The organism is Duganella sp. sic0402 (genome assembly GCF_019219065.1).
Taxonomy (GTDB): Bacteria; Pseudomonadota; Gammaproteobacteria; order Burkholderiales; family Burkholderiaceae_D; genus Rugamonas.
In genome coordinates this window covers 42,966-55,689 of record NZ_JAHUWK010000009.1, presented here as the reverse complement: position 1 = coordinate 55,689, position 12,724 = coordinate 42,966, and the positions used below count along the sequence as shown (strand labels likewise).

General features: G+C 61.9%; 11 protein-coding genes. 6 read left to right on the top strand and 5 right to left on the bottom strand.

Annotation, left to right across the window (positions count from 1 at the left end; translation table 11 throughout):
• The first annotated feature begins 27 nt into the window (after positions 1-27).
• Together dinB and KW842_RS20080 are read left to right on the top strand one after the other, a co-directional pair.
• On the top strand, positions 28-1,176 hold the full coding sequence (dinB, locus tag KW842_RS20085) for a DNA polymerase IV (protein WP_218305900.1): 1,149 nt from the start codon (positions 28-30) through the stop codon (positions 1,174-1,176).
• A gap of 71 nt (positions 1,177-1,247) precedes the next feature.
• A complete protein-coding gene (locus tag KW842_RS20080) occupies positions 1,248-2,144 on the top strand; it encodes a recombination-associated protein RdgC (protein ID WP_218305899.1) in 897 nt (298 codons plus the stop codon).
• A gap of 12 nt (positions 2,145-2,156) precedes the next feature.
• Here the strand turns inward: KW842_RS20080 and KW842_RS20075 are convergent, their stop codons facing one another.
• Positions 2,157-2,642: an asparaginase domain-containing protein gene (locus tag KW842_RS20075; protein ID WP_218305898.1), complete on the bottom strand. Its 486-nt coding sequence runs from the start codon at positions 2,640-2,642 to the stop codon at positions 2,157-2,159.
• 105 nt (positions 2,643-2,747) lie between these two features.
• On the opposite strand from KW842_RS20075, the gene KW842_RS20070 reads away from it, so the two are divergent.
• A complete protein-coding gene (locus KW842_RS20070) occupies positions 2,748-3,515 on the top strand; it encodes an L-asparaginase (RefSeq protein WP_218305897.1) in 768 nt (255 codons plus the stop codon).
• Here the strand turns inward: KW842_RS20070 and KW842_RS20065 are convergent.
• Positions 3,478-4,476 carry a D-2-hydroxyacid dehydrogenase family protein gene (locus tag KW842_RS20065; protein WP_218305896.1) on the bottom strand — a complete coding sequence of 333 codons (999 nt, stop codon included), beginning with the start codon at positions 4,474-4,476 and terminating at the stop codon, positions 3,478-3,480. The two genes, KW842_RS20070 and KW842_RS20065, sit on opposite strands and share 38 nt — an antisense overlap.
• A 283-nt stretch (positions 4,477-4,759) precedes the next feature.
• Here KW842_RS20065 and KW842_RS20060 point away from each other — a divergent pair, with 283 nt between their 5' ends.
• Both KW842_RS20060 and KW842_RS20055 read left to right on the top strand, forming a co-directional pair.
• Positions 4,760-6,634, top strand: a complete 1,875-nt coding sequence (locus KW842_RS20060; protein WP_218305895.1) for a phosphoenolpyruvate carboxykinase (GTP) — start codon at positions 4,760-4,762, stop codon at positions 6,632-6,634.
• Positions 6,635-6,731: 97 nt separating this feature from the next.
• A complete protein-coding gene (locus tag KW842_RS20055; RefSeq protein WP_218305894.1) occupies positions 6,732-7,349 on the top strand; it encodes a TetR/AcrR family transcriptional regulator in 618 nt (205 codons plus the stop codon).
• A gap of 180 nt (positions 7,350-7,529) precedes the next feature.
• Here KW842_RS20055 and KW842_RS20050 read toward each other — a convergent pair whose 3' ends face one another.
• Entirely contained in the window at positions 7,530-8,963 is a 1,434-nt protein-coding gene (locus KW842_RS20050) for an aldehyde dehydrogenase family protein (protein WP_218305893.1), read from the bottom strand.
• Between the two features lie 191 nt (positions 8,964-9,154).
• Between KW842_RS20050 and KW842_RS20045 the strand changes: the two genes are divergently transcribed.
• Complete coding sequence (locus tag KW842_RS20045; protein ID WP_218305892.1) at positions 9,155-10,939, top strand: DUF885 family protein; 1,785 nt, start codon at positions 9,155-9,157, stop codon at positions 10,937-10,939.
• 6 nt (positions 10,940-10,945) lie between these two features.
• Here the strand turns inward: KW842_RS20045 and KW842_RS20040 are convergent, their stop codons facing one another.
• Both KW842_RS20040 and KW842_RS20035 read right to left on the bottom strand, forming a co-directional pair.
• Positions 10,946-11,809: a hypothetical protein gene (locus tag KW842_RS20040; protein ID WP_218305891.1), complete on the bottom strand. Its 864-nt coding sequence runs from the start codon at positions 11,807-11,809 to the stop codon at positions 10,946-10,948.
• Positions 11,806-12,720 (bottom strand): AraC family transcriptional regulator, encoded by a 915-nt coding sequence (locus tag KW842_RS20035; protein ID WP_218305890.1) that lies wholly within the window; start codon positions 12,718-12,720, stop codon positions 11,806-11,808. Before KW842_RS20035 ends, KW842_RS20040 begins: the two co-directional genes overlap by 4 nt.
• Positions 12,721-12,724 lie beyond the last annotated feature (4 nt).

Sequence of the window (12,724 nt, the reverse complement as noted above, 5' to 3'; positions counted from 1 at the left end):
GTTTATTTACAGTATCCCGCCGTGCCCATGGCTGACACCGCTCGTCGCATTGCCCATATCGACATGGATGCCTTTTTCGCATCGGTCGAGCTGCTGAGCTACCCGCAGCTGCGCGGGCAGCCGGTGGTGATTGGCGGGCGCGGCTATGCGCCCGAGCAGCGCGCCGATGGTTCCTATGTATTCAAGCGCTTGCGTGATTATGTCGGGCGTGGCGTGATTACCACAGCCACCTATGAAGCGCGCGCCTTCGGCGTCGGTTCGGCGATGGGCATGATGAAGGCGGCCAAACTGGCGCCAGACGCCATCCTGCTGCCAGCCAATTTCGACGCCTACCGGCATTACTCGCGGCTGTTCAAGGAGGCGGTGGCCAGCATCGTGCCGGACATCGAAGACCGGGGCATCGATGAAATCTTTGCCGACCTGAGCCATATCGACGGCGACACGCGCGAACTCGGCGCGCGCATCAAGCGGGCGGTGCGCGACGCCACCGGGCTGACCTGCTCGGTCGGCATCACGCCCAACAAGCTGCTGTCAAAAATCTGCTCCGACCTGGAAAAGCCCGACGGCCTGACCGTGCTGGGCTTTGACGATATCCCGGCGCGCATCTGGCCGCTGAATGTGCGCAAGGTGAACGGCATCGGTCCCAAGGCCACCGCCAAGCTGGCGGCGCTGGGCATCGAAACCATCGGCCAACTGGCGCAGGCGGACCAGGGACTGTTGCAGGATTATTTTGGCGCGCATTACGCGGCGTGGCTGGCGCGGGCATCGCACGGTGTCGACGAGCGGGAAATTTCCACCAGCCGCGAGAGCAAGTCGATCAGCCGCGAAACCACCTTTGAGCGCGACTTGCACGCGCGCCAGGACCGGGGCACGCTGTCCGGCATCCTGACCACGCTGTGCGAGCGGCTGGCCGAGGATTTGCGGCGCAAGGGCTACGTCAGCCGCACCATCAGTATCAAACTGCGCTATGACGATTTTCAGATCGTCAGCCGCAACGTGACATTGCCGCAGCCGGTGGCCGAGCCGGCCGCAATCCTGCAAGCGGCGCGCGAATGTCTGAAACGGGTGCCGCTGCAACGCAAGCTGCGCCTGCTGGGCGTGCGCGCCAGCACGCTCGAACCGCCCGGCGCCATGGCGCGCGCGCGACAACCGGTGCAAGGTGATCTGTTTGCCTGAGACCGCGCGTTGCGCAGCGTGTAAAATGGCGCTCCTTTTGAATATTTTCCGAAACAAGGCCTGTCAACTTTATGTGGTTCAAGAATCTACAGATTTACCGTCTGCCGGCCCCTTGGGCCTACACTCCCGAACAACTGGAAACCGCGCTGGCGGGTAACGAATTCTCGCCGGCCAGCAGCAATGAGCTGCTGCGCCAGGGCTGGGACAAGCCGCGTCCGAACGGCGGTCTGGTGCACGTGGTCAACAAGCAAATGCTGATCCTGCTGGGCACCGAGAAAAAACTGCTGCCGAATTCGGTCATCAACCAGGTCGCCAAGGCGCGCGCTGCTGAAATGGAAGAAGCCCAGGGTTTCGCACCGGGCAAGAAAGCCATGAAGGAACTGAAGGAACGCGTGGCCGACGAACTGCTGCCGCGCGCCTTCTCGATCCGTGGCAATGTCTGGACCTGGATCGATCCGGTCAACGGTTGGCTGGTGGTGGACGCCGCTTCGCCTGCCAAGGCCGATGAAGTGATCAAGCTGCTGTTGAAGGCGGTCGACCGCATGCCGCTGGAAAGCCTGCGCGTGCAGCGCTCGCCGGTTGGCGTGATGACCGAGTGGCTGCAAACCGACGAAGCGCCGGCCGGCTTCACGGTCGACATGGACACCGAGCTGCGCGCCACTGGCGAGAGCAAGGCTGCGGTGCGCTATGTCAAGCACTCGCTGGACCCGGAAGAAGTGCGCCGCCACATCGCTGCCGGCAAGCAGTGCACCCGTCTGGCTATGACCTGGGACAGCAAGATCTCCTTCGTGCTGACCGAATCGCTGGCGATCAAGGGCATCAAACCGCTGGACGTGCTGGACGAAAAAGACGCCGGCGTGCGCAACGACGACGAACGCTTCGACGGCGACTTCATGCTGATGACCGGCGAGCTGGCCAAGCTGATGGCCGACGTAGTAGAAGCCCTCGGCGGCGAAGCCAAGGCCTAAAACCGGATTGGGTTACAGCGGCTGGAAGACGCCGGCCGCTTTGTTTTTCTGGACGTTGTCCCAGGCGAAGATTTTGCCGTTCATGGCGACGTAGACGCCCGGCGGCAGGGTCTGCGCCACGCCAGCGGCGAAGCCGAGGTTGAACATGGCGTCGGAGTTGGCGATCGAATACGGAATCATGGCGCCGGTCAGCACGATGGTTTTGCCCAGGTTGGCCGGGCCCAGCACTTGGGCCGTCTGCGGCATGGTGTCGGTGCCGTGGATGATGACGATGGCTTTTTCGGTAGCCGCCTGGCATGAGGCCAGGATGCGCGCGCGGTCGGCGTCCACCATGTCCAGCGAATCCATCAGCGGCAGCTGCTCCAGCGCCACATCGATGGTCAGACGGCAACGTTTCAGCAGGTCCGGCACATGGCTGTCGGCGAAGCCCAGGGTGCCGTTGAGTTCGTTGTAGTGTTTGTCGAAAGTGCCGCCGGTGGCCAGGATGCGCAGGGTCATGGTAAAAATCCAAGCTATCTAAAAGATCCGCATCATAACCTATACGCCGGACTGGAAACTTGGCCGGACTATGTCTACACTGGTTTCTTTGTTCGTTTGCAGACTATGAAGGCGCTCGCTCCCGGCACTGTTATTTTCCACCGCCACCGTGGCTACGGCGTGATCACGACGGTCAATCTGTTGACCGGCTGGATCTCCGCCCGCTTCGGCAGCGAGTCGCGCACGCTCGATCTGAATCTGTCCTCCGATGAGGTGCAGTTCGCCGACGGCGAGGCGATTCTGTTCCGCCGCGCCCCGCCCGACCGCATGCCGCACGCGCGGCTGATGGCGCTGGTGCGCGCGCTGCACCAGGCCGGCTATCAAAAGCTTTACCTGTATTCCTGGCCTAAGCCGTCCGGCCTGCACTGGCGCTGGCATTTGTTCGCCGGCCAGCGCGACTGGATGCAGCGCCCGTGGCGCGAAGGCTGGTATGGCTCCGGCGCCGATTACAACAGCAATCCGGTGATGGGCTGGGGCGATACGCCCGGCGCCACCACCGAGGAGCTGATCCACGCGCTGGCCAGGTTCGATCCGCAGGGACTGGCGCAGGCGCTGGGCCGCGATGAGGATCACACCGCCTGGTTCGCCAGCGTCTGCGACGCCTTGCTGCCAGGCTATATGTACAGCCTGGACATGCAGCGTCCCAATGGCGGCCCGCTGACCGAGATGCCGCCGGTGCCGGTGATACCGGTGCGCGCCACGCTGCCGCCCTACGCCGGCCCGGACATCACCTGGCCGCCCGGCTGGGCCGGCCTGTGGAGCAAGGTGCATGTGATGCCGGCACCGCGCATCAATCTCACTGGCGTGCCTGACGAGCGTAGTCTGGATTATTGATATTACTCGGCTGGCCGTTGGCAAAGTTCACCACGTTCTGGAACGCATGCTGGAAGTACAGCTCGTAGCTGTCCCGCTCGACGTAGCCCAGGTGCGGCGTCGCCAGCACGGTCGGGATGCGCAGCAGCGCTGAATCGGCCGCCAGCGGTTCCGAGGGGAATACATCCAGCGCCGCATAGCCCGGCCGTCCCTTTTGCAGCGCCTGTTCCAAGGCATCCGGCTGCACCAGCTCGGCGCGGCTGGTGTTGACGAACAACGCGTCCGGCCGCATGCGCGCCAGGTCATCGGCGGCGACGATGCCACGGGTGGCGTCGTTCAGGCGCAAGTGCAGACTCAGCACGTCGGCTTGCGTGAAGAAAGCTTCGCGCGAAGGCGCCGCCTGATAGCCGTCGGCCAGTGCCTTGTCGCGGCTGGCCTGGCTGCCCCACACCATCACGTTCATGCCGAAGGCGCGGCCGTAGCCGGCCACGGTCTGGCCGATCTTGCCATAGCCCCAGATGCACAGCGTACGGCCCTTGAGCACGAAACCCAGTCCGTTCAGTTCCGGGTTGATGGAGGCGGTCTGCCACAGGCCATCCTTGAGGTTGTTTGCGTACGGCACGATTTTGCGCGCCGCCGCCATGATCAGCGCCCAGGTCAGCTCGGACGGTGCGGTCGGCGAGCCGACACCCTCGGCAATCGCAATGCCCAGTTCGGTCGCCGCAGCCACATCGACGTGGCCGGCCAGCTTGCCGGTTTGCGAAATCAGCTTCAGATTCGGCAGCTTGGACAGCAAGGCACGGTTGAATGCGGTGCGCTCGCGGATCAGCACCAGCGCGTCATAAGGCGCCAGCCGGATGGCCAATTGGCCGAGGCCTCGCGTTGTGCTATTGAAAACTTTTACTTCGTGGCCAGCCAATAACTCAACGCATTTCAGGCTTTGAGTTGCATTTTGGTAATCATCGAGAACAGCAATTTTCATGGAAGTTAAACGATCTTTCAAGAAATTTCGTAGGGAAATAACAGTCTGGGCGACAAGCTTAATAGCTTACTACTTTGCTCAAGTATTCTCCTACATTTTTGTATGGAACACCTGTTGAGGGGTGTACAATCGGCCGACTAAAACAGGGCCCGGCGACCACATCCGGGCCGCGCCACGACCGCCGTAACGCACGCCGACCCATTTCGAATGGACCTCTGAGCGTCTAGCCATAAGCTGACGACGATCTGCCGCCGCCGAATTCTTTATTAGCATTGGAGGTATCATGAATCAGCCCGTGATGGGTGGCGTTGCACCATTGAACGCCCCAGCTTACATCAAACAGCAAAAGCTCATCAATTGGGTGGCGGAAATCGCCGCCCTGACCAAGCCGGACCGCATCTACTGGTGCGACGGTTCGCAGGAAGAATACGACCGCCTGTGCGCGGAAATGGTTGCCGCCGGCACCATGAAGAAGCTGAACCAGGAAAAGCGTCCTAACTCCTACCTGGCCTGTTCGGATCCGACCGACGTTGCGCGCGTCGAAGACCGCACCTTCATCTGCTCGAAAACCAAGGAAGAAGCCGGCCCGACCAATAACTGGATGGACCCGGCCGACATGCGCGCCACGCTGCATCCGCTGTTCGACGGCTGCATGGTCGGCCGCACCATGTATGTGGTGCCGTTCTCGATGGGCCCGCTGGGTTCGCCGATCGCCCACATCGGCGTGGAACTGTCGGACTCGCCATACGTGGCAGTGAATATGCGCATCATGACCCGTATGGGCAAGGCCGTTTACGACGTGCTGGGCACCGATGGCGAGTTCGTGCCATGCGTGCACACCGTCGGCGCGCCGCTGAAAGCCGGCCAGAAAGACGTGGCATGGCCATGCAACAGCACCAAGTACATCGTTCACTACCCTGAGACGCGCGAAATCTGGTCCTTCGGTTCGGGCTACGGCGGTAATGCGCTGCTGGGCAAGAAGTGCTTTGCGCTGCGCATCGCTTCCAATATGGGCTTCCAGGAAGCGCAAGGCGGCAAGGGTAACGAAACCGGCTGGCTGGCTGAACACATGCTGATCCTGGGCGTAGAATCGCCGGAAGGCAAGAAGCACTATGTGGCAGCGGCCTTCCCATCGGCTTGCGGCAAGACCAACTTCGCCATGCTGATTCCGCCGGAAAGCTTCAACGGCTGGAAAATCACCACCATCGGCGACGATATCGCCTGGATCAAGCCGGGCGCCGACGGCCGCCTGTACGCGATCAATCCGGAAGCCGGCTACTTCGGCGTGGCTCCTGGCACCAACGAAAAAACCAATTACAACTGCATGGCCTCGCTGCGCGAGAACACCATCTTCACCAACGTCGCGCTGACCGATGACGGCGATGTGTGGTGGGAAGGTCTGAGCAAGCCGGCGCCGCAGCACCTGATCGACTGGCAGGGCAAGGACTGGACGCCGGAGTCGACCGGCAAGGCGGCGCACCCGAATGCCCGCTTCACCGTGGCCGCCACGCAGAATCCGGTAATCGATCCGGCCTGGGATGATCCAGCCGGTGTGCCGATCTCGGCCTTCATCTTCGGCGGTCGCCGTTCGACCACTGTGCCGCTGGTGACCGAAGCGCGCAACTGGGTGGAAGGCGTCTATATGGCTGCCACCATGGGTTCGGAAACCACCGCAGCAGCAGCGGGCCAGATGGGTGTGGTGCGCCGCGATCCATTCGCCATGCTGCCGTTCATTGGCTACAACATGAGCGACTACTTCCAGCACTGGCTGAACCTGGGCGAGAAAGTTGGCAAGATCGACGGCGCCACGCTGCCGAAAATCTTCTGCGTCAACTGGTTCCGCACCGACGAGCAGGGCCACTTCGTCTGGCCTGGCTTCGGCGACAATATGCGCGTGCTGAAGTGGATGCTGGAACGTATCGAAGGCGATGCCGGCGGTATCGAGAACATCTTCGGCACCACCCCGCGCTTTGGCGACCTGAAATGGGACGGCATTCCGTTCTCGCCGGAAGAGTTCGAAACCATCACCTCGATCGACAAGGATGCATGGCGCGAAGAGCTGAAGCTGCACGAGGAACTGTTCACCAAGCTGGCTTACCACCTGCCAGAAGAACTCAAGGCGGTGAAAGCCGACCTGGAGAAACGTTTGGCACGATAAAAAATACAGGCCAGACTTGAGGAGCGAAAACGGCGCATAGCACTATGCGCCGTTTTTTTTGCTTGTGGTTTCGCACAGGTGTGCTAAAGTTCCATCCATGGACACCTTGACCGCCAAAAGCGAAGCCACTTACGCCGCCATTCTGGAAGCCGCCCTCGACATGGCGGCCACCGATGGCATCGGCAAGCTGTCGCTGGGCGAGCTGGCCAAGCGCACCGGCGTCAGCAAGAGCGGTGTGTTTTCGCGCGTCGGCTCGCTGGAGGCCTTGCAGGACGCGGTGCTGGACGAGTACGACCGCCGCTTTGCCGCAGAAATCTTCCTACCCTCGCTGCAACAGCCCAAGGGCCTGCCGCGCCTGATCGCCCAGGTCAACGCCTGGTCGCGCCGCGCCGCCGATGAGGGCATGCGCAATTCCTGTCTTTACAGCGCTGGCGCGTTTGAATTTGATGACCAGCAAGGCCCGCTGCGCGACCGCTTGCAGCAAGGCGCTGAAGCCTGGCGCGCCTCGCTGCGCAAGACCATCCTGCAGGCGATGGCGCTGGGCCAGCTGCGGCCGGATACCGACGCAGGACAGCTGGTCTACGAAATCTACAGCCTGATCGTGGGGCTGATCCACGACACCCGTTTCCTGCGCGATGAACAGGCCCAGCGGCATATGCAGCGCGCCTTCAGCCGCCTTATCTCGACCTACAAGAGCTTTAACGATCTGGAGTAAGCGGGCGCCGCGGCACGCGGCGCTTTTTATTTACCATATTTCGCACACATGTGCGAAAAAGGAGTTAGCCATGAAGACTTTTTTGCTGTTCGTGCTTGTTCTGCTGCTTTGCCTGCTGTGGCCGAAGTTGGGCCGCACCCTGCGCTCGCTGCCCAACCATAACGACGACTTCATGCTGTATTAACGGTACTGCGCGCGCTCGCCCAAAATAGCTTTCGGCTCCAGATAGGCATCAAGTCCGTAAGGCCCGAATTCACGGCCGATGCCGGATTGTTTGAAGCCGCCAAACGGCGCGATCAGGTCATCATGGATGCCGTTGATGTGGACCCGGCCCGCCACCAGCCGGTCCGCCACGCGGTTGGCGCGTGCCAGGTCGCTGGAGCTGACGTAGGCTTGCAGGCCGTAGGGCGTGTCGTTGGCGATGGTGATTGCTTCTTCTTCCGTTGCATAGGTCAGGATAGATAGCACCGGGCCGAAGATTTCTTCTTTGGCGATGGTCATTGCGGGCGTCACCCCGGCAAACACGGTCGGCTTGACGAAGTAGCCTGCATCCAGGCCGTGCGGCTTGCCCAGGCCACCGGTCAGCAGTTGCGCGCCCTCCTCAATGCCGATGGCGATATAGCGCTGCACGCGCTCGTACTGTTTTTGCGTGACGATGGGGCCGAGCGATACCGCCGCATCGTGGGGATCGCCAACCACCACTGCTTCCGCCGCTGCCTTGGCCAGCGCCTTGACTTCCTCCAGCCGATGCGCCGGCACCAGCAAACGCGTGCCGGCGATGCAGGCCTGGCCATTGTTCATGAAGCAGGCTTGTATCGCCATCGGAATCGCCTTGGCGAAATCAGCGTCATCAAGAATGACATTGGCGCTTTTCCCGCCCAGCTCCAGCGTCACCCGCTTCATGGTATCAACGCCAAGGCGGGCGATCTGCTTGCCGACCGGCGTCGAGCCGGTGAAGGAAATCTTGGTGATGTCCGGATGCGTGCTGAACTCCTCACCCACCACATCACCCCGGCCATTGACGATGTTGACCACGCCAGGCGGCAGCGCGGCCGCATGGAAGGCTTCGGCCAGTATCTGGTTCTGGCGCGCGCTTAATTCGCTGGGCTTGACCACCACCGTGCAGCCGGCGGCGATGGCGGTGGCGACCTTGTTGGCGATGAACCAGGCGCTGGAATTCCACGGCGTGATAATGCCGACCACGCCCACCGGCTCCAGCTTGACCTTGGATTTGTTGACGGTCTTGACGAAGGCGTGTTCCTCCATGACGCGCTTTACGTCCAGGAACATATTCGCCGTGTAGCGCGAGCGGCTGATGCTGGTGTTGAGCGGGCCGCCGTATTCTTCCACCAGCGCGCTGGCGGCATCGTCGGCCCGCGCCAGCACTGCATCGTGCAAGCGTTGCAGCATGCCGCCACGTTCAGCTTTGCTGGTGCGCGAGAAAGCCGGGAAGGCGGCTTTGGCGGCGGCGATGGCGCGGCGTGCGTCTTCGGCGTCGCCCAGGCGCACCTGGCCGGCCAGTTGTCCGGTGCTTGGATTGACCAGGGCGAATATCTCGTTGCCGTGCGGTGTGACGAACTGGCCGTTGATGTAGATGTGATCGATGCTGTACATGGCTGCTCCCGAAGTGAAAGTGGATGCGGCCATTCTAGGAATTTGCGCGCCGCCGCATCAGTGGGATTCCTGCCGCATGGTTGCCTGATTCTGCATTCCATGCCGGTGTTTGCTCATTTCGTCACAATTGCCGTGCCCGCGCCTGGGGTTGACGCTACAGTGCACGCTCACCCTCTTTACCTTAGGCCGACATGACAACGATGAAAAATATCGGCGCCGCGAGCGCCCTGTTGTTTTCCCTGATCCTGGGCGTGGCCCATGCCGACAACGCCGCTCCCGACCTGGAAGCGCGCCGCGCCGCACTTAATAGCCTGCTGAAAGAACAGTGGGACTACACCATGCGTACCAGCCCGGAATGGGCTTCGCTGATTGGCGATAAGCGCTTCAACGACAAGTGGTCCGACTTTTCGCAGGCCGGCATCGAAGCCGACATCAAGGCCAGCGGCGAATTCCTGAAGCGCTTTGAAGCCGTAGACACCACCGGCTTCCCTCTGCAGGAACAGCTGAACCGCGAGCTGATGCTGCGCCAGCTGCGCCAGAATGTCGATGGCGCGCGCTTCAAGGATTGGGAGATGCCGCTGGCGCAGAATTCCGGCGTGCATATCGATACGCCGATGATCATCTCGGCGCTGTCGTTTGAAACCGTCAAGGATTACGAGGACTACATCAAGCGTCTGCGCGCCTTGCCCAAGCTGTTTGAGCAAACCCGCGTGCAGATGGCAAACGGCGTGCGCGACAAGCTGATGCCGCCGCAATTCCTGATCCCGAAAATCGTCAAGCAGTGCGAGGACGTGGCGGCCATGAAGCCGGCCGATTCGCCTTACGCAGAGCCGCTGAAGAAATTCCCGAAAGCGTTTTCCGCCGCCGACAAGGCGCGCCTGAGCAAGGAAATTCTGGCAGCGGTGAAGAACGACGTGGCGCCCGCCTACAAGAAGCTGGCGGTCTACACCAAGACCCACTACCTGCCGTACGGCCGCAAGGATGTGGGCATGTGGTCGCTGCCGGATGGCGCGGCGCGCTATACCTTCAAGGCCAGGTCGTCGACCACCACCGAGATGACGCCGGAAGCGATCCACCAGCTGGGCTTGTCCGAAGTGGCGCGCATCGAGGCGCAGATGCTGGAGACGGCGAAGAAGCTGGGCTATAACGATCTGAAGACCTTCAACAAGGCGCTGGCCGATAAGCCGGAACTGCATCCCAAGTCGCGCCAGGAGATCATCGATCTGTACCAGAAATACACCGATCAGATGTACCTCCAGCTGCCGGCGCAATTCGGCGTGCTGCCGAAGGGGAAAGTGGAAATCACTCAGGTGGAGCAGTTCCGCGAGAAGGGCGCATCCGCAGCCGCTTACATGCCGGGTTCACCGGACGGCAAGCGTCCTGGCCGGGTGATGGTCAACACCGGTGATTTCGCCAACCGGTCCACCATCAGCATCGAAACCACGGCGCTGCACGAAGGCGTGCCTGGCCACCATATGCAGCTGACCATCGCGCAGGAGATTCAAGGGCTGCCGGACTTCCGCCAGCAGGGCAATTACACGGCCTATGCCGAGGGCTGGGCGCTGTACTCGGAACGCCTGGGCGAGGAGCTGGGCTTCTTCAAGGATCCTTATAGCTACTATGGCCATTTGCAGGATGAGATGCTGCGCGCGATCCGGCTGGTGGTGGACACGGGACTGCATTACAAGCAGTGGAGCCGCCAGCAGGTGGTGGACTTCTTCCACGACCACTCGGGCATCGAGGAGGTGGACGTGCAGAGTGAGACTGACCGCTACATCGTCTGGCCCGGCCAGGCGCTGGGCTACAAGATCGGCCAGCTGAAGATCCTCGAACTGCGCGACTACGCCCGCACGGAACTGGGCGAACGCTTCGACATCCGCGCCTTCCACGACCAGGTGCTGGGCGCAGGCGCGCTGCCGATGGATGTGCTGGAAACCCATATCAAGGAGTGGGTGGCCGGCCAGAAGAAAGCCTGATGCGGATTAGCGCCGCAGGTCTATCCTGGTCACCCACCATGCGCGATTGCGGAAGGTGAAGTCCAGCGCGCCGATGGCGACTACCTTGCCGTCGGCGGCCTGGATGTCGCCGGACTTCGGCAGCGTGGCCAGGTCCGCGTTGCGGTCGGCCAGCACGTCCAGTGCGTGCAGCAGGCGCGGATCGTCGCGCTTGATGGCAACGCAAACGCTGTATTGGTCGCACACCTGCACCGGGAAGTCGATGAAGCGCACGGCGCGGTCCAGCATGTCCTCGTTGCCCAGATAGTTGAACACCCAGCCGGCGGTGTCCGCCAGGTCACGGGCGCGCGCCAGCACGGCCTCGTTTTCCTGCTGTAGCTCCTCGCGCATCGAACGTCCTTGCGCGAACTGCATGTCGTCGACGCGCCAGCCTTTGTCCTCTTCAAACACCAGCGAATAGCGGATCTGGCGCTCGTAGGCTGCGCCCATGTCGGGATACACGTTGAAGGTCGCCTCTACCGTGTTCTCGCCGACGCGTTCCACCTTGAAGCCGGCGCGCTCGAAGTCCAGGCTGGGCGACACCTCCTGCGCGTCGAGGAAAACGTCGCCGTCGGCGCCGTAGCCGCAGATGTCGTCGCCACGCGACAGCGCGTAGCACAGCTGGTTGTTGGCGTCGACCAGCGCCTCCAGCTCCTTCGAATAGAAGGCACCCGGCGCTACCTGGCTGGCCTGCCGCTGGTCCGGCCGCGACAGGTGGTCCTTATAGAATTCCGTAATCAGGTCGATCTGCTGCTGCTGCTCCGACCACTGCTTGTCCGCCATCAGCGCCACCATGGCGAAGGCAAACAGGCATACGCCGAACGGCAGCAGGCGTTTCTTATTGAATTTCATGGCGTGGCCCGAAGTTTTTTGATGTCTTGCATAGGTGGCGCACCAAACAGGCGGCGGTATTCGCGGCTGAACTGCGAGGCGCTTTCGTAGCCGACCTTGTAGGCGGCGGTGGCGGCGTCGAGGTCGCCGTTCAGCAGCAAGGTGCGCGCCTGCTGCAAGCGCAGCTGCTTCTGATACTGCATCGGCCCCATCGTGGTCACCGCCTTGAAGCGATGGTGCAGGCTGGAGACGCTCATATTGGTGGCTTGCGCCAGGTCTTCAACGCGCACCACCTGGTCATAATGATCCTTGAGCCAGGCGATGGCCTTGCTGATGCCGCGATCCTGCTGGTCCAGCACCACGTTCTGATATAGCTGGCGGCCGTAAGGTCCGTTCAGCATGCGGTAGATGATCTCGCGCTTCAGGCCCACCGCCAGGAAAGATGCTTCTGCGGCTGGCGCTTGCAGCAGGCGCACCAGCTGGTACAAGCTCTCCTGCAAGGTGTCATCCGTCTTGCCGACAAAGGCGCCGCGCACCGGCTGCTCCGAGTCGATGGCGATTTGCGCTTCCAGCACAATCGCCGCAATCTCCGCCGGATCGAGTTCGATGTTCAGTAGCAGATAAGGTTTGTCCGGCGTGGCATTGACGATGTGACCGGAGGCCGGCATGTCCACCGACACCACCAGATATTCGCCGGGGCCGTAATCGAGGATCTCGCCGGCCAGATGCACGCGCTTCTGGCCTTGCAGGATCACGCAGCAGGAGGGCTTGAGCACGCCCTTGCTGACCGGTGTCGGATGCGAGGAGCGCAGCAGCGACAGGAAAGGGATCGCCGTTGCCACCCGTTGCCCGTCCAGCACGTGCTGCTGGACGATGTCGATCATGTGATCGAGCCGGTTGGGGGCGCGCAGTATGCCGATATCCCGCTTCATGCCT

Coding starts and splice junctions, on each gene's coding strand:
- dinB (WP_218305900.1), top strand. CDS start 28: ATGGCTGACACCGCTCGTCGCATTGCCCATATCGACATGGATGCCTTT.
- KW842_RS20080 (WP_218305899.1), top strand. CDS start 1,248: ATGTGGTTCAAGAATCTACAGATTTACCGTCTGCCGGCCCCTTGGGCC.
- KW842_RS20075 (WP_218305898.1), bottom strand. CDS start 2,642: ATGACCCTGCGCATCCTGGCCACCGGCGGCACTTTCGACAAACACTAC.
- KW842_RS20070 (WP_218305897.1), top strand. CDS start 2,748: ATGAAGGCGCTCGCTCCCGGCACTGTTATTTTCCACCGCCACCGTGGC.
- KW842_RS20065 (WP_218305896.1), bottom strand. CDS start 4,476: ATGAAAATTGCTGTTCTCGATGATTACCAAAATGCAACTCAAAGCCTG.
- KW842_RS20060 (WP_218305895.1), top strand. CDS start 4,760: ATGAATCAGCCCGTGATGGGTGGCGTTGCACCATTGAACGCCCCAGCT.
- KW842_RS20055 (WP_218305894.1), top strand. CDS start 6,732: ATGGACACCTTGACCGCCAAAAGCGAAGCCACTTACGCCGCCATTCTG.
- KW842_RS20050 (WP_218305893.1), bottom strand. CDS start 8,963: ATGTACAGCATCGATCACATCTACATCAACGGCCAGTTCGTCACACCG.
- KW842_RS20045 (WP_218305892.1), top strand. CDS start 9,155: ATGACAACGATGAAAAATATCGGCGCCGCGAGCGCCCTGTTGTTTTCC.
- KW842_RS20040 (WP_218305891.1), bottom strand. CDS start 11,809: ATGAAATTCAATAAGAAACGCCTGCTGCCGTTCGGCGTATGCCTGTTT.
- KW842_RS20035 (WP_218305890.1), bottom strand. CDS start 12,720: ATGAAGCGGGATATCGGCATACTGCGCGCCCCCAACCGGCTCGATCAC.